22 protein-coding genes are annotated in these 18,964 nt (G+C 66.6%); 3 read left to right on the forward strand and 19 right to left on the reverse strand.

Features of this window, described 5'->3' with window-relative positions:
- Positions 1-337: 337 nt before the first annotated feature.
- The 5 genes from murA to ABZ382_RS36290 all read right to left on the reverse strand — a co-directional run bounded on the left by murA (position 338) and on the right by ABZ382_RS36290 (position 4,200).
- Complete coding sequence (gene murA, locus ABZ382_RS36270; protein WP_357098835.1) at positions 338-1,600, reverse strand: UDP-N-acetylglucosamine 1-carboxyvinyltransferase; 1,263 nt, start codon at positions 1,598-1,600, stop codon at positions 338-340.
- Positions 1,601-1,610: 10 nt separating this feature from the next.
- A complete protein-coding gene (locus tag ABZ382_RS36275; protein ID WP_357098837.1) occupies positions 1,611-2,204 on the reverse strand; it encodes a cob(I)yrinic acid a,c-diamide adenosyltransferase in 594 nt (197 codons plus the stop codon).
- A gap of 29 nt (positions 2,205-2,233) precedes the next feature.
- Complete coding sequence (locus ABZ382_RS36280; protein WP_357098839.1) at positions 2,234-2,656, reverse strand: DUF2550 domain-containing protein; 423 nt, start codon at positions 2,654-2,656, stop codon at positions 2,234-2,236.
- A 170-nt stretch (positions 2,657-2,826) separates the two neighbouring features.
- Positions 2,827-3,528: an MspA family porin gene (locus ABZ382_RS36285; RefSeq protein ID WP_357098841.1), complete on the reverse strand. Its 702-nt coding sequence runs from the start codon at positions 3,526-3,528 to the stop codon at positions 2,827-2,829.
- Positions 3,529-3,555: 27 nt separating this feature from the next.
- Positions 3,556-4,200 carry an MspA family porin gene (locus tag ABZ382_RS36290; protein WP_357098843.1) on the reverse strand — a complete coding sequence of 215 codons (645 nt, stop codon included), beginning with the start codon at positions 4,198-4,200 and terminating at the stop codon, positions 3,556-3,558.
- Between the two features lie 291 nt (positions 4,201-4,491).
- Between ABZ382_RS36290 and ABZ382_RS36295 the strand changes: the two genes are divergently transcribed.
- Positions 4,492-5,583 (forward strand): NAD(P)-dependent alcohol dehydrogenase, encoded by a 1,092-nt coding sequence (locus ABZ382_RS36295; protein WP_357098844.1) that lies wholly within the window; start codon positions 4,492-4,494, stop codon positions 5,581-5,583.
- Positions 5,584-5,704: 121 nt separating this feature from the next.
- Here ABZ382_RS36295 and ABZ382_RS36300 read toward each other — a convergent pair whose 3' ends face one another.
- From ABZ382_RS36300 to ABZ382_RS36350, 11 genes are all read right to left on the reverse strand, one after another.
- Positions 5,705-6,085 (reverse strand): F0F1 ATP synthase subunit epsilon, encoded by a 381-nt coding sequence (locus ABZ382_RS36300; RefSeq protein ID WP_357098846.1) that lies wholly within the window; start codon positions 6,083-6,085, stop codon positions 5,705-5,707.
- A gap of 6 nt (positions 6,086-6,091) precedes the next feature.
- A complete protein-coding gene (gene atpD, locus ABZ382_RS36305) occupies positions 6,092-7,534 on the reverse strand; it encodes a F0F1 ATP synthase subunit beta (protein WP_213557738.1) in 1,443 nt (480 codons plus the stop codon).
- A 16-nt stretch (positions 7,535-7,550) separates the two neighbouring features.
- Positions 7,551-8,519 (reverse strand): F0F1 ATP synthase subunit gamma, encoded by a 969-nt coding sequence (locus ABZ382_RS36310; protein WP_357098848.1) that lies wholly within the window; start codon positions 8,517-8,519, stop codon positions 7,551-7,553.
- A 58-nt stretch (positions 8,520-8,577) separates the two neighbouring features.
- Positions 8,578-10,215: a F0F1 ATP synthase subunit alpha gene (atpA, locus tag ABZ382_RS36315; RefSeq protein WP_357098850.1), complete on the reverse strand. Its 1,638-nt coding sequence runs from the start codon at positions 10,213-10,215 to the stop codon at positions 8,578-8,580.
- Between the two features lie 88 nt (positions 10,216-10,303).
- Positions 10,304-11,113: a F0F1 ATP synthase subunit delta gene (locus ABZ382_RS36320; protein ID WP_357098852.1), complete on the reverse strand. Its 810-nt coding sequence runs from the start codon at positions 11,111-11,113 to the stop codon at positions 10,304-10,306.
- A gap of 19 nt (positions 11,114-11,132) precedes the next feature.
- The gene (locus tag ABZ382_RS36325) at positions 11,133-11,690 is read right to left on the reverse strand and encodes a F0F1 ATP synthase subunit B (RefSeq protein WP_357098854.1); all 558 of its coding nucleotides are present in this window, start codon (positions 11,688-11,690) and stop codon (positions 11,133-11,135) included.
- Between the two features lie 26 nt (positions 11,691-11,716).
- Entirely contained in the window at positions 11,717-11,962 is a 246-nt protein-coding gene (locus ABZ382_RS36330; RefSeq protein WP_040856073.1) for an ATP synthase F0 subunit C, read from the reverse strand.
- Positions 11,963-12,037: 75 nt separating this feature from the next.
- Positions 12,038-12,763 (reverse strand): F0F1 ATP synthase subunit A, encoded by a 726-nt coding sequence (atpB, locus tag ABZ382_RS36335; protein WP_357098873.1) that lies wholly within the window; start codon positions 12,761-12,763, stop codon positions 12,038-12,040.
- Between the two features lie 419 nt (positions 12,764-13,182).
- A complete protein-coding gene (locus tag ABZ382_RS36340; RefSeq protein ID WP_357098857.1) occupies positions 13,183-13,620 on the reverse strand; it encodes a hypothetical protein in 438 nt (145 codons plus the stop codon).
- Between the two features lie 2 nt (positions 13,621-13,622).
- A complete protein-coding gene (locus tag ABZ382_RS36345) occupies positions 13,623-14,819 on the reverse strand; it encodes an MraY family glycosyltransferase (protein WP_357098859.1) in 1,197 nt (398 codons plus the stop codon).
- An 11-nt stretch (positions 14,820-14,830) separates the two neighbouring features.
- A complete protein-coding gene (locus ABZ382_RS36350; protein ID WP_357098861.1) occupies positions 14,831-15,496 on the reverse strand; it encodes an L-threonylcarbamoyladenylate synthase in 666 nt (221 codons plus the stop codon).
- 259 nt (positions 15,497-15,755) lie between these two features.
- On the opposite strand from ABZ382_RS36350, the gene ABZ382_RS36355 reads away from it, so the two are divergent.
- Entirely contained in the window at positions 15,756-16,049 is a 294-nt protein-coding gene (locus tag ABZ382_RS36355) for a DUF427 domain-containing protein (protein ID WP_357098863.1), read from the forward strand.
- On the opposite strand, the gene prmC is transcribed toward ABZ382_RS36355, so the two are convergent.
- From prmC to rpmE, 3 genes are all read right to left on the reverse strand, one after another.
- A complete protein-coding gene (gene prmC, locus ABZ382_RS36360) occupies positions 16,046-16,930 on the reverse strand; it encodes a peptide chain release factor N(5)-glutamine methyltransferase (protein ID WP_357098865.1) in 885 nt (294 codons plus the stop codon). The genes ABZ382_RS36355 and prmC overlap by 4 nt on opposite strands.
- 115 nt (positions 16,931-17,045) lie before the next feature.
- On the reverse strand, positions 17,046-18,125 hold the full coding sequence (prfA, locus tag ABZ382_RS36365; protein ID WP_357098867.1) for a peptide chain release factor 1: 1,080 nt from the start codon (positions 18,123-18,125) through the stop codon (positions 17,046-17,048).
- Positions 18,126-18,206: 81 nt separating this feature from the next.
- Positions 18,207-18,428, reverse strand: coding sequence for a 50S ribosomal protein L31 (gene rpmE, locus ABZ382_RS36370; protein WP_357098869.1), 222 nt, complete (start codon positions 18,426-18,428; stop codon positions 18,207-18,209).
- A gap of 289 nt (positions 18,429-18,717) precedes the next feature.
- Between rpmE and ABZ382_RS36375 the strand changes: the two genes are divergently transcribed.
- Positions 18,718-18,964 (forward strand): hypothetical protein (locus tag ABZ382_RS36375; RefSeq protein WP_357098871.1); only part of this gene is annotated, 247 nt, incomplete at its 3' end.

An 18,964-nucleotide genomic window follows, 5' to 3' on the forward strand; every position in this document is an offset into this window, starting at 1 on the left:
ACCCTCACGGGGGTGAGAATGATTGGAACCAAATTTAATATTTGGCACTGACATTCATCGACACACTATTGAGTTCTCAAAGAACACACGCACAAACGATCTCCCGGGCTCTTAGTCCCGCTCGATCGTGAGGCAACTTTTACAGCTTAGCCCCGACCGCGCAGCAGAACCAAATCCGCTGGTTGGCTGGGAGCTAGTGTGATCATCAGGCGAAGCTCGTCTCACCGGAGTCGGTGTCCGTGTCGCTCTGACCTGGAATAAGTTACGTGTTGGTTGTTCGCATGTCAAATCGCCTGTTCAGGACGGGTTTTCGCGAACACGTCCCGACACCGGCCGTTCAGTCGGAGGTTCCGACGCGTTCGATTTCCGCTCCGAGCCCGCACAGGTTCTCCACGAAAGACGGGTAACCCCGGTCGATGTGGAAGACATCGTGGACTTCGGTGACACCGTCGGCCACCAGACCCGCGAGCACCAGACCCGCGCCGGCCCGAATGTCGGAGGACCACACCGGTGCCGAGGACAGTCGCGGAATACCGCGCACCACAGCGTGATGCCCGTCGGTGCGAGCGTCGGCGCCGAGGCGGATCATCTCTTCGACGAAACGGAAGCGCGCCTCGAAGATGTTCTCGGTGATCATCGAAGTGCCGTCCGCGATGGCGGCCAGGCCGATGGCCATCGGCTGCAGGTCGGTGGGGAAACCCGGGAACGGCAGGGTCGAGAAGTTCACGGCGCGAGGGCGATCCGCCTGCACCACGCGAAAACCATCCGGTTCGAACGAGATTCGGGCGCCGGCCGAGCGCAGCTTGTCCAGCACCAGGGACAGGTGCTTGGGGTTGATGCCCGTCACTCGCACGTCACCGGTGGTCATGGCGGCGGCGATGCCCCAGGTCGCGGCGACGATGCGGTCGCCGATCACCCGGTGGGTGGTGGGGGCCAGCTTCTCCACGCCCTGGATGGTCAGCACCGAGGTGCCGGCGCCGGCGATCTTCGCGCCCATCCGGTTCAGCATGTTGCAGAGATCCACGATCTCCGGCTCACGCGCGGCATTGTCGATGACGGTCTCGCCCTCGGCGAGCACCGCGGCCATGAGGATGTTCTCGGTCGCGCCGACCGAGGGGAAGTCCAGCCGGATCCGCGCGCCCTGCAGCTCCTCGGCCCGGGCCACCAGGCAGCCGTGCTCGATCTCCGAGGTCGCGCCGAGTAACCGCAGACCCTGCTGGTGCATGTCCAGCGGACGCGAACCGATCGCGTCACCGCCGGGCAGCGCCACCACGGCCCGCTTGCAGCGCGCCATCAGCGGACCCAGCACGCACACCGAGGCGCGGAACTGGGTGACCGCCGGGAAGTCCGCGTGGTACTTCGGTTCCGGCGGCGTCGTGATATGGACCGTGCCGCCCTCGATGACCACATCGCAGCCGAGACCGCGCAACACGTCCGCCATCAACGGCACATCCAGGATGTCCGGGCAGTTCGTGATGGTGGTCGTACCCTCGGCCAGCAACGCGGCAGCCATCAGCTTGAGGACGCTGTTCTTCGCGCCGCCCACCGCGACCTCACCGACGAGCCTGCTGCCCCCGGTCACCAGAAACCGTTCACTCACGGGGGTCAGCCTAGTGGTCCTCTCCCGCGCTCGCGGCGTCTCCGCCCGGCCGCCACAGTATGTCGCCGTCCGGGTTGGCGACCCGGCCGAGGATGAACAGCAGGTCGGACAGGCGGTTGAGGTATTTGGCGGGCAACGCGTTGGTGTCGTCCGGGTGCGCCGCCACCGCGGCCCAGGCCGAGCGCTCGGCGCGTCGCGCCACGGTGCGCGCGGTGTGCAGCAGCGCGGCCAGCGGGGTGCCGCCGGGCAGGATGAACGAATTCAACGGCGGCAGAGGCTCATTGAACTCGTCGCACCACTTCTCCAGGCGGTCGATGTAGTCCTGGGTGATGCGCAGCGGCGGGTACTTGGGGTCGGCGACGACGGGGGTGGAGAGGTCCGCGCCCGCGTCGAACAAATCGTTCTGTATGGAACGCAGCACAGTCAGAATCCGCGTGTCCGGCTGACCGAGCGCGATGGCGACCCCGAGGGCCGCATTGGTTTCGTCACAGTCGGCATACGCGATCAGCCGCGGGTCGGTCTTGGCCACCCGCGAGAAATCGCTCAGTCCGGTGGTGCCGTCGTCGCCGGTCCGCGTGTAAATCCGCGTCAAGTGAACGCTCACAGGGTCACACTATCGCTCTCGGTGTCGGGCTATCCGGCGCGGCGGCGGCGGATGCGCTCGGACGGGCGCGATTCCACCCAGGACAGGAAGGCCGCCATGGCGCCGCGGTCCAGGGCCAGCTCGTATTTGCCGTCACCGTCGGACACCATGACGATGACCTCGTCGGTCATGATGTCGTACTCGTCGTCGGCCGGGGAGCGGCGCGGGCCCACCTCGATGGTGAGCCGCCGCATGGTGGAGTCCGGGCCGAGTTTCAGGCTGGAGAGTTTGTAGAAGAGGAGCGTGTCCTCGTCGTAGCGGATCAGGCCGTGCCGCCAGCCGCCGCCGTGTCCGCGTGCGGGCAGCACCCGCAGCAGGGCGGCGGTGCCGCCGCGACGGAGCATGACGAGGCGATAGGTCGAGGCCAAGGCCAATCCGACCAGCAGCAATACCAGAATGATCAGAAGCCACATCCCGGTTTGCAATGCCGCTCCGTCCCTTCACATCCGCGTTGCTGTCGATCACCGACCGGTCAGAGACCGGGCCCCGCTTTCGGTCGATAGTAGCGACCGCGGAAAGGCGGAGTCCGGCCATCCACCGAATGTGACGAATGCGCTGTTCAGCGAGGCGTCGAAGATATATGTCACCCGATGGTGAACGGCTCCCCGTAGAGCACCAGATTACCGATGAAGGTGGCGGTGTCGACCTCGGCCGCGACGAACGCCCGCGCCTGGGCGTACCCGCCACAGCCGTCCACCGAGAAGGTCTCGTCGGTCCAGCTCACGCTGGCGTGCGGACCGGGAACCTTGTTGTAGCGCTTGTGCGATTCCTGGCCGTAGTCGTCGGGCCGCTCCAGATCGAGCATCGGGAGCGCGACGGCCTGACCGGGTCCGAGCGTGATGCCGCTGCCCATCTGCTCGCTGAGGCCCAGTGTGCCCAGGGTCTGCAGGCTGGTGTCCGGGGTGTAGGCCTGGCCGCCGGCGTTGTTCGCGTTGATGCCGCTGATGTCGACCTGGCAGCCCACGATGTAGCCGGGGCTGATCTTGAGCGTCGAGTTCGAGGCGCTCGGGCCGTCGAGGTCGATACTGGCCACCGCCGTGGTCCAGACATTGCGGTGCACGGGCGTGGATCCCATGGATCCGCTGATCTTGGCCGACTCCCCGGTGATCCGGACCGTCAGGTTGGTGCCGTCGGCGAGCTGCCGGGTGATAGAGCCCCCCGGGAGCGGAATGAAGGAGTCGGCGCGAGCGGGAGCGGCCGGGCCGAACCCGGACAGACCCGCCGCCGCGGCCAGCGCCACCCCCAGGATCCGCCCACTCCGGACGCGAATTCCCTTGCCGTACATACGATCCCTTCCTTCGGAGTGGACTCGTCAGCCGATGCTGAACGGCTGTCCGTAGAGGGTGACCTTGTGGTAATCGACGCCGATGATCTCGACCACGGAGACCTGGCGGGCCTGCGCGTAACCGCCGCAGCCCTGGATCTCCATCGGGATGTCCTGATAGTTGATGGTGTAGCTGCCGCTCTTGACCAGCTCGATGTTGTTGATCGCCACCCACTGCACCTGACCGGGTGAGAGCGGGAAGCTGAATCCACCGGTCAGGCTGGGCGAGGAGCTGACGAGGATCGCGGCGTTCGCGCTCAACTGCCCCAGCGCGACCTGACAGCCGACGATGTAGCCGGTGGTGAGGTTGGACGATCCGTGCGTTCCGGAATTATTGGTGCCGGGATAGTTCAGCGGACCGTTGTTGGGACCGACATCCCCCTCCGGGGTCTCCACCTCGGCGGTGACATTGCCTGTCACCCACGAGGTCCGGCCCGCGCCGTTGGAGGCCAGCGACGGCGAAATGATCGCGCGCTCACCAACACTCGTGATCTTGACCCCCGGGCCCTCGATATGTCCGTCGGGCAGCGGCACCGTGACATCCGCGGCAGCCGTACCCGGTGCGAGGAATCCGACCGCGACCGTGACGACGGCGACAGCGATCCCCCCTGTGCCAATTCGAAGCCTGCTCATCAACCCCTCGCTCATCGTGCTGTTGCATCGTGGAGGTACAGCTGAGAATGCGGGAATTGCCGACCCAATGCCGGGTGCTTCAGATCACAACCCGGTGACCGGCGATTGCATTTAACCACACCGGATTGGCGCGAGAGCTATTACCGGGCGAACAGTCCGGAATCCGTGGCGACCTACAGGTCCGCGGTCCACGAGGCCACTCACGGAACCGCTGAGCGGGATCGCCGATGGCCGTAAACTGGAACACGTTCTTATGCTCCCGACAATTGGGATGTCTTGGAAGGAGATTCCGTGGAAATTACCGCTGCGGTGGCCCGAGGAGCCGACGCGCCCTTCTCGATGGAGACCCTCAGCCTCGAGGAACCCCGTCCGGGCGAGGTGCTGGTGCGCATCGTCGCGACCGGCGTCTGCCACACCGACCTGGTCTCCAAGAGCGTGTTTCCCGCCGAGTTGCCGATCGTCCTCGGACACGAGGGCGCGGGCATCGTGGAGCAGATCGGCTCGGAAGTAACCGGAATCGAAGTGGGCGACCATGTTCTGCTCACCTACGCCAGTTGCGGCACATGTTCCCGATGCGTCAACGGGCTTCCGCCCTATTGCGAGAATTTCGTCATTCTGAACACCTCGGGCGGCCGCTCCGATTTCACCTCGCCGCTGAGCAACAATGGCGAACGCGTCATGGGCGCGTTCTTCGGGCAGTCGAGTTTCGCCACCCACGCGCTGGTGTCGGCACGCTGCATCGTGGTCGTGGACAAGGATGTCGACCTGGTCGCCACCTCCCCGTTCGGCTGCGGTGTGCAGACCGGCGCCGGCGCGGTCGCCAATGTCATGAAGCCGGGCCCGAACGACTCGATCGCCATCTTCGGCGTGGGCGGCGTCGGCATGGCCGCGCTCATGGCGGCCCGGGCCATCGGCGCGGGAACCATTGTGGCGATCGACCTTTCCGCGGACCGCCTGGCCGTGGCCAAGGAGCTGGGCGCGGACGTCACCATCGACGGCGCGGCCGACGACGTGGTCGCGCAGATCGTGGCGGCCACCGATGGCGGTGCGAACTTCGCACTCGACACCACCGCCGTGAATGCCGTCATCGCCAAGGGCTTGGAAGCGCTGGCCCCCATGGGCACCCTGGTGCTCGTCGGACTCGGTGAGGCCAGCATGGACTTCGAGATCGGCCATCTGACCGGAAACGGCAAGGCCGTTCGCGGATGCATCGAGGGCAGCGGCGATCCGCAGAAGTTCATTCCGCAGCTTTTGCGGTGGCACGCCGAGGGCAAGTTCCCGATCGAGAAGATCAGCAAGACCTATGCCTTCTCCGATATCGACACCGCGGTCGCGGACGCCCACCACGGCACCACCATCAAGCCGATTCTCACCTTCCAGTGAGACGCGGCACGCGCGCCGGGCACCAGCCGGGCGCGCGTGTGGTTCGCGGGGTGTAGGAGCGAAAACAGCGGCGGCCCCGGGGATTTCCCCGGGGCCGCCGCCGTCGTATTCAGCGTCGAGCTCAGTGAGCCGCGGCGGCCTTCTCGATCGCCCGCAGCTGACCCTGTGCCTTGGCCAGCGCGGCCGGGCTCGCATCCACATCGGCGACGACGGCCTTGGCGGCCGCCTCGTCGATGTCGAAGGCGAAGTCGGCGGACTCGGCCAGCACGCGCACCGAAGTGGCGGTGACGGAGAAGAATCCGCCGTGCACGGCCACGACAACGCGCTCGTTGTCGTCGGACACGATGGTCACGGTGCCGCCCTCGACCAGCTGGCCGAGCAGCGGCTCGTGGCCGACCATGATGCCGATCTCACCCTCCGTGGTCTGAGCCGAGACGAAGGACGCCCGGCCCGACCACAGCAGTCGCTCGACGGCGACCAGATCAACGGACATATCAGCCATGGGTGACTACTTCCCGGCGATCTTCTTCGCAGCAGCCTCGACGTCGTCCAGGCCACCGCAGGAGTTGAACGCCTGCTCGGGCAGGTGGTCGAACTCGCCCTTGCAGACGCGGTCGAAGTCGTCGATGGTCTGCTCCAGCGGCACGACCGAACCCGGCTGACCGGTGAACTTCTCGGCCACGATGAAGTTCTGGCCGAGGAACTTCTCCAGACGACGGGCACGGCCAACGAGGACCTTGTCGCCTTCGGAGAGCTCGTCCATACCGAGGATGGCGATGATGTCCTGCAGCTCCTTGTACTTCTGCAGGATCCGCTTGACCTCGTTGGCCACCTGGAAGTGACGCTCGCCGACGATCGAAGCCTCGAGGATACGAGAGGTCGAGGTCAGTGGGTCGACGGCCGGGTAGATGCCCTTCTGCGAGATCGGGCGGGAAAGCTCGGTCGTCGCGTCCAGGTGGGCGAAGGTGGTCGCCGGCGCCGGGTCGGTGTAGTCGTCGGCGGGGACGTAGATCGCCTGCATCGAGGTGATCGAACGGCCACGGGTCGAGGTGATGCGCTCCTGGAGCTGACCCATCTCGTCCGCCAGGGTGGGCTGGTAACCCACGGCCGAGGGCATACGACCCAGCAGGGTCGAGACCTCGGAGCCGGCCTGGGTGAAGCGGAAGATGTTGTCGATGAAGAGCAGAACGTCCTGGTTCTGCACGTCACGGAAGTACTCCGCCATGGTCAGGGCCGACAGGGCGACGCGCATACGCGTGCCCGGCGGCTCGTCCATCTGGCCGAAGACGAGGGCGGTGTCCTGGAGGACGCCCATCTCTTCCATTTCCAGGTGGAGGTCGGTGCCCTCACGGGTACGCTCACCGACGCCCGCGAACACCGAGGTGCCCGAGAACTCGCGAGCGATACGGGTGATCATCTCCTGGATCAGAACGGTCTTGCCGACACCGGCACCACCGAACAGACCGATCTTGCCACCCTTGACGTACGGGGTGAGGAGGTCGATGACCTTGACGCCCGTTTCCAGGATCTCGGTCTTACCCTCGAGCTGGTCGAAGGCGGGCGGCTGGCGGTGGATGCCCCACTGCTCGCCGTCGCGGCCCAGGCCGGGGGTGTCCAGGCAGTCGCCGAGCGCGTTGAAGACGTGGCCCTTGACGACATCGCCGACCGGCACCGAGATCGGCTTGCCGGTGTCGCGCACCTCGACGCCACGCACCAGACCGTCGGTCGGCTGCATGGAGATGGTGCGGACGATGTTGTCGCCCAGGTGCTGCGCGACCTCGAGGGTCAGGGTCTTCGCAACGGACGCGAGCGCGATGTCCACGTTCAGCGCGTTGTAAAGCTCGGGGATCGAGCCGCGCGGGAACTCGACGTCCACGACGGGGCCGATGACGCGGGAGACGCGGCCAGTGCCGGCGCCAACCCGGGTTTCGTTAGTGACAGCTGCGGTCATTGGTTCTCTTCCGTGTCTAGTCGCGGTCCGAGCTCGACGCCAGCGCGTTGGCGCCGCCGACGATTTCCGTGATTTCCTGCGTGATTCCGGCCTGGCGCAGCGAGTTCGCGGTACGGGTCAGTGAATTCACCAGATCCGTCGCGTTGTCGGTGGCCGCCTTCATCGCGGTGCGGCGCGCAGCCGACTCCGATGCCGCAGCGTCGAGCAGCGACGAGTAGATCCGGGTGTTGATGTACTTCGGCAGCAGCGCGCCCAGCAGGCGGTCCGCGTCCGGCTCGAACTCGTACTGGGCAACCGGGTTGGAGTTGCCGTCGGAGAAGGAGTCCTCACCGAGTTCGAAGTTCTCGTCGACGTAGCTCACCTGAATGGGAGCCAGGCGACGCACCTCGGGAACCTGCGACAGCATCGACACGAAACGCGTGTAGACGATGTGCAGTTCGTCGACGCCGGCCATGGTGCCGACCCCGTTGGGGGCGGCCACCTCGCCGTCGGCGCCCGCCATGAACGCCTCCACCAGGTGGTTGCACGCGGCGGAAGCGTCGGCGTAGTTGGGCGCCTGGGAGAAACCGGTCCACGAACCGTTGGTCGAGCGACCACGGAAGGTGTAGTAGGTCAGGCCCTTCGCGCCCATCACGTACAGCACCGGCTCTTTGCCCTCGGAACGCAGCGTGGTCAGCAGCTCCTCGGTGCGCTTGAGCACATTGGAGTTGTAGCCACCACACATACCGCGGTCACTGGTGATCACCAGGACCGCGGCGCGCCGCGGGTTGGACCGCTCGGTGAGCAGCGGGTGGGTGAGATTGCCACTGGCGCTGGCCAATTCGGCGAGCACCTTGGTGATCTCTTCCGCGTACGGCTTGGCAGCCGCGACCCGGGCCTGCGCCTTGCTGATTCGCGAGGTCGCGATCAGCTCTTGCGCCTTGGTGATCTTCTTGATCGAGCTCACGGAACGAATTCGGGAGCGCAGTTCGCGCACGCTTGCCATTAGCGGTTCACACTCCCTTCATTCCTCGAGTCAGACAGTCGCATTCGCTTCGCCGTTCTTACTTCTCGACGTGCTTGCGAGTGACGGACAGCGACTCGACCTCTTCGTGATCGAGCTTGCCGGCCTCGGCCTCGACGACGCGGGTGCCGTCGGACGCCAGGAAGCCCTGCTTGAACTTGTCGGTCGCGGCCTTGATCTCGTCGGCCGGCTCGCCCTCGAGCTTCTTCGCGCCACCCTGGAGGGCGTCGAAGGAGGACTGCACCGAACCGTGCAGGAACTCGAGCAGCTCGCCGTTGAAGCGACGCACGTCGCCGACCGGCACCGAGTCGTAGTAGCCCGCGTCCACCAGGAACAGCGAGACAACCTGGTCCTCGACCGAAACCGGGGCGTACTGGTCCTGCTTGAGCAGCTCGACCCAGCGCGCGCCACGCTCCAGCTGCGCCAGCGAGGCAGCATCCAGGTCGGAGGCGAAGGCCGAGAAGGCTTCCAGCTCACGGTAGGAGGCCAGCTCCAGACGCAGCGAACCGGCGACCTGCTTCATGGCCTTGGTCTGCGCGGCGCCACCGACACGGGAGACGGAGATACCGACGTTGATGGCCGGACGGACACCCTTGTTGAAGAGGTCCGACTCCAGGAACACCTGGCCGTCGGTGATGGAGATGACGTTGGTCGGGATGAACGCCGACACGTCGTTGGCCTTGGTCTCGATGATCGGCAGCGCGGTCATGGAACCGGCGCCCAGCTCGTCGGACAGCTTCGCGCAACGCTCCAGCAGACGGGAGTGCAGGTAGAAGACGTCACCCGGGTACGCCTCGCGGCCCGGCGGACGACGCAGCAGCAGCGAGATGGCACGGTAGGCCTCGGCCTGCTTGGACAGGTCGTCGAACACGATCAGGACGTGCTTGCCCTGGTACATCCAGTGCTGGCCGATGGCCGAACCGGTGTACGGCGCCAGCCACTTGAAGCCGGCGGAGTCGGAGGCCGGAGCCGCGACGATGGTGGTGTACTCCATCGCGCCGTGCGCCTCGAGGGCAGCCTTGACGCCCGCGATGGTGGAGCCCTTCTGGCCGATCGCGACGTAGATGCAGCGCACCTGCTTCGACGGATCGCCGGTGGCCCAGTTGGCCTTCTGGTTGATGATCGCGTCGATGCAGACCGCGGTCTTACCGGTCTTGCGGTCACCGATGACCAGCTGACGCTGGCCACGGCCGATCGCGGTCAGGGCGTCGATGGCGGTGATGCCGGTGGCGAGCGGCTCGCCGACGGGCTGGCGCTCCAGCACGGTCGCGGCCTGCAGCTCGAGCACGCGACGCTCGTCGGCCTCGATCTCGCCGAGGCCGTCGATCGGGGCGCCCAGCGGGTTCACCACGCGGCCGAGGAAGTTGTCGCCCACCGGGACCGAGAGCACGTCGCCGGTACGGCGGACCTGCTGGCCCTCCTCGATGGTGTCGAACTCACCCAGGACGACGGCACCGATTTCGGTGTCCTCCAGGTTCAGCGCGACGCCGAGCACGCCGCCGGGGAATTCCAGCAGCTCGTTGGCCATCGCGCCGGGGAGGCCGCTGATGTGGGCGATACCGTCGCCGGTGTCGGTGACTACGCCCACTTCCTCGATGGAGGTTTCCGGGGTGTAGCTCTGGGTGTAGCTCTCGATCGCGCTACGGATCTCATCGGGGGAGATCGTCAGCTCCGCCATGTTCTTCCTGCTCTCGCTGTGGTCTCGAATGTCGGTGTGTTACTGCGCGCCGGCGGGCCGGCAAATAAGCGCTGTTGGCGTTCGTGTCTCAGGCGAGAGACTGACGCAAGCGCTGGAGGCGGCCGACGGCGCTGCCGTCGATCAGGTCGTCGCCGACGCGCACGACGACGCCGGCCAGCAGGCTCGGGTCTTCCTGCACGTGCACCGTGACGGGCTTGTCGTAGATGCGCTGCAGCGAAGCAGCCAGGTGCTCACGCTGCTGCGGCGTCAGGGCCACCGCGGCACGGACGTGCGCCACGATCTGCTCCCGGAGCGAAGCCGCCAGGTCGGACAGCTCGTCGATGGCCGCGCCGACATCGCCCTTGTGACGCAGCACGGCCTGCTCGACCAACTGCTGGGTGATGTCTTCGACCTTGCCGGCGAGCAGACGCTGCACCAGGGCCCGCTTGGCTTCCGCCGGCTTGCCGTGGTCCTGCAGCGCCTGCTCCAGGTCCGGGTTGTCGTCGATGATCCGGGCCAGCCGGAACAGCTCGTCCTCGACCGCGGTCAGACGGCCACGCTCGTCCGCGGCGCGCAACAGCGCCTCGCGGCCGAGCAGAACCAGCGTGTCGACCAAATCCCGGGCGCGCGACCAGTCCTGGGCCACGGCCGTGGTCAGCACGGCCAGCGTGGTACCGCTGATCTTGCCGCCGAAGACGCGTTCGGCCAGCTCGGCTCGCGCCGAGCTCGACACCGACTTATCCGCGAGCGCCACACGCAGCGAACGCTGGTCGTCGAGGACGGCGACAACGGCGAACAGTTCCGACCCCGTAGTAGCCGCGACGGTGTCGCTACCGGTCAGAGCGGCCCGAAGAGCTTCCCGCGCACGGGAACTCGCCTCGCGGCTCGCTGCGTACATGCTTCCCACTTTCGGTTCGTTACCTTCCGACCCCGATGCCGGCGTTCGCGTCCAGTTCCGACAGGAACCGGTCGATCGACGCCGCCTGCTTGGCCTCGTCGGCCACCGACTGACCGATGATCTTCTCGGCCAGGTCGACCGCGGTACGGCCCAGTTCGGACCGCAGCTCGGTCACGATCTGCTGGCGCTGCGCCTCCAGCTGCGAGTGGCCGGCGGCCACGATGCGGTCGGCCTCGGCCTGCGCATCGGTGCGCATCTGCGACAGGATGGCCGCACCCTGGGTGCGGGCTTCCTCGCGGATGCGAGCGGCCTCGAGGCGAGCCTCGGCCAGCTGCTCCTGGTACTGCTGCAGGGTGGCCTGCGCCTCGGCCTGCACGGCCTCGGCCTTGGCGATACCGCCCTCGATCTTCTGCGAACGCTCGTCGAGCACCTGGGTCAGGCGCGGGACGACGTACTTGGCGAAGACGAAGGCGATAACGATGAAGACGACCGCAGACCAGAAGATGTCGTACGGCTCGGGGATGAGGGGGTTGACGTCGTCGGACCCCTCAGCCGCAAGCAGATAGGTGCTGTTCATCGTTGATTCCTAGTCTTTGGCCGGAATCAGAAAATGAAGCCGGCGACGAGACCGATCAGCGCCAGGGCCTCGGTGAACGCGATACCCAGGAACATGTTGGTCCGGATGGTGCCCTGCAGCTCGGGCTGACGGGCGATGCCCTCGATGGCCTTACCGACGACGATGCCCACACCGATGCCGGGGCCGATCGCAGCGAGGCCGTAACCGATGGCGCCGAAGCCCTTGGACTTGGACTCGGCAACTTCAGCAGCCAGGTACGAGAGGGTGCTCATGTGTGTTTCATTCCCTTTCTGTCGCCCACCCGCCGGGCGGCGTGGAAGGCAGGTTTATGGAGTTGGTGCGGTCGGTCAGTGAGAGTCGGCGTGCTGCGCCAGACCGATGTAGACAGCGGTCAGCAGCGCGAACACGTACGCCTGCAGGAAGACCACCAGCAGCTCGAAGAGGGTGAAGCCGAAGCCCGCGAGCAGCGAGAACGGCGAGAACACCTTCATCCAGGAGGCGGCATCGAACAGGAAGAACTGGGTGGCACTGAAGAACAGCACCAACATGATGTGGCCTGCCAGCATGTTCGCCATGAGACGGACGGTGAGCGTGAACGGGCGCAACACGAAGGTCGAGATGAACTCGATGGGGATCAGCAGCACGTGCAGCGCGGCCGGCACATTCGGCACCACGATGGACGAGCGCATGTATTTCAGGAAGCCGTACTTCTTGATGCCCACGTAGTTGAAGGTGACGTAGGCGACGACAGCCAGCACCAGCGGCATGCCGATGCGCGCGTTCGACGAGATGTTCAGACCTGGAATAACGCCCGAGATGTTCAGGAACAGCACGGTGAAGAAGATCGACGCGATGAGCGGGAAGAACTTCTTACCGGATTCCTTGCCGAGCACCTCGTCGCAGATCTGCTCCTTGACGAACACCAGACCGGATTCGGCGACATTCTGCAGGCCGCGCGGAACCAGCTGAGGCCGACGGAAAGCGGCGAACATGACTGCCACGAGAACGACCGACATCAGGATGCGAATGAGCATCAAACGGTCGAGCTCGAAAGGCGTCCCCTCGAACAGCACTGCTGGAGGGAAGAAGTCGTTGAGTGACGGCGCGTGGAACTCGCCTGCCAAAATGGTGACGCTCAGCGTTCTCTCCCGTGGTCGGCCGCCAGGAGATAGTTTTCTCCTGCGGTTCGATCGGACATTGACGATCTGGTGGGTCGACTCAGGTCGGCTCGAAGTTCGTCAGCAGCTGTGGCGGTCACGCCCTGGCGTCTGTACGCGCGTCGGCGACATCGTCGACGGTGCAGAACCGTGACCCGAAAGGGTCCGGTACGGCTGTAAGCATAACCTGCTCTCAGGCGGGTCTCAGGCGACCCCCCCTGTTGATTCGGTTGGCTACAGGTAAAGAGTTTATCAAGTTATCTACGACAATGCGTAGGGGGTCGTGGAAACGCCGGATGAACGGTGTTTCGACGGCCGTGCCGGAGGGTCTCCGGCTACAGGTCACGCTCCACGTGCACGGCCGGAACCCGTTGGCGCAGAAGGCCATAGGTCTCCGCGCCGAGCACGATGAGCAGGGCGCCGACCACGGTCAGGAAGAGCGCGCCGCGGCTGTAGAAGTCGTAGTTCTGCAGCACTGCGACGACAATCACTGCCAGCAGCAGCTTTCCGACCCAGCTGCCCAGCAGCACCAGGCCCTGCAGGCCCGATTCGATCTTGGCGCTGAACAGCACCGAGGCAGCCGTGGTCAGAATGAAGGCGCCACCCAGGGCGGAGCCGATGAGGGCGCCCCACAGGCCGGGCAGGCCGGCGAAGATCGACGACAGAATCGCCGAAACCACAACCAGCACAGCCAAACCGGCGATGCCGTAGCGCAGTGCCGCGCGCAGCGGGGCGTCGGGACCGGGATCGGAAGGCGTGCTCACGGACAGCAACTCTACCCGGCGGCGCGATCACGCCCACGCGGCGGTTTGCGAACCGAGTTGATCCTCAGTTCCCGCCAGGACGGCACCGCGGTGACGATCAGCGCGAAAACCAGCCCCGCCGCGAACAGCAACACCACCAGGCGGCGATCGGAGATCAACGAGGTGCCGACCGCGCCGAATGCGAAGACACTCACCCAGAGATAGATCACCAGCACCACGCGGCGCTGCGAATGCCCGATCTGCAGCAAACGGTGATGCAGATGCATTTTGTCGGGAGTGGAGAAACTCACACCCGCGCGCACACGGCGCACCACGGCCAAGACAAGATCAAGTACGGGAATGAACATCACCGCACCCACCAGCAACAACGGTGACAACAGACCCACGATGTCGCGCGGGCCGTAACCCTGCAGCGGAATTCGCCCGGACGCACCGGTGGACACCGCCGCCAGCATCAATCCGATCAGCATGGATCCGGTATCCCCCATGAAAATGCGGGCCGGTGAGAAATTGTGAGGCAGAAATCCCAGGCACGCGCCGGCGAGGGCGGCCGCCAGCAACGCGGGCGGATACGTATCGGTGGAACCGCCCACCTCGTAGAGCAACCCCACGGTGAACACGAAAACCGCGACCGCCGCGATGAACCCCAGGCCCGCGGCCAATCCGTCCAGGCCGTCGACGAAATTCATGGCGTTCACGACGGTCACCGTGATGCCCACCGTCACCAGACCGCCCTGCAGCGGATCCAGCACCACCGTCTCGTTGGTGAACGGGTTGTAGATGGCCACCCAGCTCAGGCCCATCACCGCCATCACGCCCGCCGCGGTGATCTGCCCCACCAGCTTGGTCAGCCAGTCCAGGCCCCAGCGGTCGTCGATGATGCCGACCAGCACGATCAGCGTCGCCGCGGCCAGGACCGCGGGAATGTCCTTCGGATAATCGAAGCCCCGGCGCAACGCGGGCAGCTGATGTGCGAACAGGACGGCCGCCACCAGACCCAGATAGATGGCCAGACCGCCCATTCGCGGAATCGGCTTCACGTGCACATCGCGTTCCCGCGGAATCGCCACCGCGCCGAAGGCGATGGCCAGCACCCGGATTCCGCCCGTGGTGAGGAAGGCGATGACCGCGGCGGCCAGCAGCACCAGCAGCAGCTCCCGCAGCGGGACGACCGCGCCCTGGCTGAATACGCCCTGACTCAGAAGCATCTAGCGGGCCGTCAGCGCGCGCCGGCCTGACGGAGTTCCTCGGGCGACATGCCGAGCACCTCCGCGATCTTCTCGATCTGCACCGCGCCCTCACGCAACACCCGCGGCGTGTCCGCGGTCAGATCCACGATGGTGGACGCCACCGCGTGATCGGCCGGTCCGCCGTCCAGGTACACGCCGACCAGATCGCCCAGCTGCGCCTGCGCCTCCCCCACCGTGGCGGCCGGCGGCTGCCCCGACACGTTCGCGCTCGACACCGCCAGCGGGCCCACCTCGCGCAGCAACTCCAGCGCCACCGGATGCAGTGGCATGCGCAGCATCACCGTGCCGCGCGCGTCACCCAGATCCCAGGCCAGCGAAGGCGCTTGCTGCACAACCAGACTCAGGCCGCCCGGCCAGAACGCGCGGATCAGTTCCCGGGCCTGCGGGCGCACCGAGTACACCAGCCCGTCGATCGTGGTCCACGACCCGACCAGGACCGGCACCGGCATATCGCGACCGCGCCGCTTGGCGGCCAGCAACGCGCCCACCGCCTGACTGTCGAACGCGTCGGCGGCGATTCCGTACAACGTGTCGGTCGGGATGACGGCCAATCGACCGCTCTTCAGCGTGCTGCGCGCGGCACTCAGACCGGCGGCGCGGGAGTCGGGATCGGCACAGTCGTAGACGGTACTCACGGCTGACATCTTGGCACGGATCAACTCGCGATAGCGCTCAGGGGCAAGCCCCTGAAACCCCGAGGACTCCGGGGACTGCGCCCCCGGACCCCCGCCAGGACTTCCCGGTGCGGCACACCGAGCCCCAGCCAGGACTTCCCCGGCGCGGGACCGAGCCCCCGCCAGAACCTCCCCGGCGCGGCAGAGCCCCCGCTAGGACTTCCCGGGCGGTGCGCTCGACGCGGGCATAGGCTCGCGGGGACGAAGGAGGCACGGACTCATGATGCGTGCGATCTGGAACGGGACGGTCATCGCCGAGGCCGCCACGACCGTCGAGGTCGAGGGCAATCAGTACTTTCCGGTGGAGTCCCTGAAGAGCGAGTACTTCAGTGAGAGCGCCAAGCACACCGTGTGCCCGTGGAAGGGCGTCGCGAGCTACTACACCGTCACCGTCGAGGGCGCGGAGAATCCGGATGCGGCGTGGTACTACCCGCATCCGAGTCCGCTGGCGCGGAAGATCCGGAACCATGTCGCCTTCTGGCGTGGCGTCACGGTCGAGGGCGAGCCGGGCTAGCGGTCGGTCCCGATGCGGCGGGCGACCACGAAGCGCGGCTTGCCCGCGAGGTCGGGGTGCTCGATCACGTCGGTGAAGCCGCCGTGCGCGGCGAAGAGGGCGGCCACGCCGGAGCCGTTGGTGTCGTCGTGTTCGACTGCGGCCGCGCCGTTTTCGCGGAGCAGGCGGCCGATGGTGGCGACCATCGGGCGGATGACATCCAGGCCGTCGGGGCCGCCGAACAACGCGCGGTGCGGGTCGTGGTCCATGACCTCGGGGTCTAGCCGGGCGTCCTCGGGGATGTAGGGCGGGTTGGCGACGACCACGTCGACGCGGCCGTTCAGGTGGTCGAGGATGGCCGGATCGGTGACGTCGCCCGCGTGCAGGTCGATGGGGGTATCGCCCTCGTCGGCCAATTGCAGGGCGTTGCGTCGGGCCCACGCGAGCGCCTCGGGATCGAGTTCGACCGCGTGCACCTCGGCATCGGGGCGGGCGTGGGCGATGGCCAGGGCCAGCGCCCCGGAGCCGGTGCACAGGTCGACGACGATCGGCGGGTGTTCGTGGCCGATCTCCTCCAGCCGGGCCAGCGCCCAGGCGAAGATCAACTCGGTTTCCGGGCGGGGCACGAAGACGCCGGGACCGACCGCCAGATCGATCTCCCCCATTGCGGCCGTGCCCGTGAGGTGTTGCAGCGGAACGCGTTCCGCGCGGCGGGCGACCAGCTTGCGGAATTCCTCGAGCTGGTCGGGAGTGAGCATGGGCATCAGGACCAGACGCCCGCGATCGACGCCCAGCACGTGCGCGGCGAGGTGTTCCGCGTCGGCATGTGGGCTGGGGACCCCGGCCGCGGCCAAGATCTCGACCGCCTCCCGAATGGCCGGCCGCAATGGTGCACGACTCATTGTTTGCACCTTTCTCCCCACGCACATGCTCGCACGAATATCCCCGACCCGAACCCGCTCCAACCCAACCCCGCGCGCGCCCGGAACATCGGGCGTGGCGCGGGGCGGACGTCGGTTACTCGGCGGCCAGGCGGGCCGCGCGGTCGGCCTCGCCGAGCGCGTTGAACAGGTCGTCGAGGTTGCCGTCCAGCACGGAATCCAGGTTGTGGGCCTTGAAACCGATGCGGTGGTCGGCGATGCGGTTCTCCGGGAAGTTGTAGGTGCGGATCCGCTCGGAACGGTCCACCGTCCGGATCTGCGAGGCGCGTCCGGCCGCGGCGTCGGCGTCGGCCTGTTCCTCGAGCAGGGCCTGCAGGCGGGCCGCGAGGACCTGCTTGGCGCGGATCTTGTTCTGCAACTGCGACCGCTCGTTCTGGCAGGTCACCACCAGGCCGGTGGGCAGGTGGGTGAGGCGCACCGCGGAGTCGGTGGTGTTGACGCCCTGGCCGCCCTTGCCGGAGGACCGGTACACGTCGATGCGCAGGTCCTTCTCGTCGATCTCGACTTCCTCGACCTCGTCGGGTTCCGGGTAGACGAGCACGCCCGCGGCCGAAGTGTGAATGCGCCCTTGGGATTCGGTGACCGGCACGCGCTGCACGCGGTGCACGCCGCCCTCGAACTTGAGCTTGGACCACACGCCGTCGCGGGAGGCTTCCTTGCTCTTGATGGAGAAGCTGGCGTCCTTGTACCCGTCCAGATCGGAGTAGGTGACGCCGAGCACCTCGACCTTCCAGCCGTGCCGCTCCGCGTACCGGATGTACATGCGGGCCAGGTCGGAGGCGAACAGCGCCGACTCCTCGCCGCCCTCGCCGGACTTCACCTCGAGGATGACGTCGTCGCCGTCGTGCGGGTCGCGCGGCGCGAGCAGATCGGTGAGCTGCTTGTCCAGCTCCTCCACCTGCGCCTGCAGACCGGGCACCTCGGCCGCGAAGGACGAGTCGTCCGCGGCCAACTCCTCGGCGGCGGCGAGGTCCTCGCGCGCGGAGGTCAGCTTGTTGTAGGTCGACATGATCGGGCCGAGCTCGGCGAACCGCTTGCCGACGCGACGGGCCGCGCCCGGGTCGTTGTGCAGCGATGGGTCGGCGAGCTGGGTCTCCAGCCCCTGGTACTCGGCCAGGATGTCGTCGATCGCGTTGGGGGCCGTCTTGTCGGCCATCGCGGTTACTCCCGTTCTAGTAGGTCCATAAACGCACCAACGCCCGGCCTGCGGAGCGCAGGACGGGCGTCGGGGGGACAGCTACTTGGCAGCCTTGTCGCGCTTGCCGTAGCGGGCCTCGAAGCGGGCCACGCGGCCGCCGGTGTCCAGAATCTTCTGCTTGCCCGTGTAGAACGGGTGGCACTGGGAGCAGACCTCGACCGTGATCTGGCCCGACTCCTTGGTGCTCTTGGTCTGGAAGGTGTTGCCACAACCGCAGACCACGGTGGTGTCCACGTAAGTGGGGTGAATTCCTGCCCTCATTGGGTGTCCTTTCAATGGTCGCCGGGTCGCCTTCGAGAAGACGTGAACCGGAACCGACTAGAGGCATGGTTGCCGACGGAACAGTCTATGCGCTGCTCCCGCGTGGTCACCACGAGGGGTGACATGGGGCAGAACAGGCGGCCCGAGCCATTTGTTCCCGACCGGAACCCGGACGCCTTCGCGAGCAAACCCGAAAGTCGAGTAGCGCGCTACTCAGGAATGCGAACACCCGTGTTCATAGAGTTCTCCCCAGGTGAAAGCCACGCGAACGACCGGAGAGGACGACAGGGTGACCAGGAAGGAAGCGACAGCTGGGGGAATCCTGGCACTGCTCGGCCTGCTGGTCTTCGCGGGCTGGTGGATGGCTCCCGGAGAGTCCGGCAACGCGGTGGGATCCGTGAATCCGGCCCCACTCCCGCCGCGGGGGGACGACACCCTCACCTATCGAGCGGTCACGGCATCGGCCCTGGCCTTCGCCGTCCCAGCCCTCGACGTCCACCACGACGACCTGACCGGCGCCCAGTTCGCCGAAGAGG

Origin of the sequence: Nocardia sp. NPDC005825, from assembly GCF_040630175.1 — a bacterium.
Lineage (GTDB): Bacteria > Actinomycetota > Actinomycetes > Mycobacteriales > Mycobacteriaceae > Nocardia.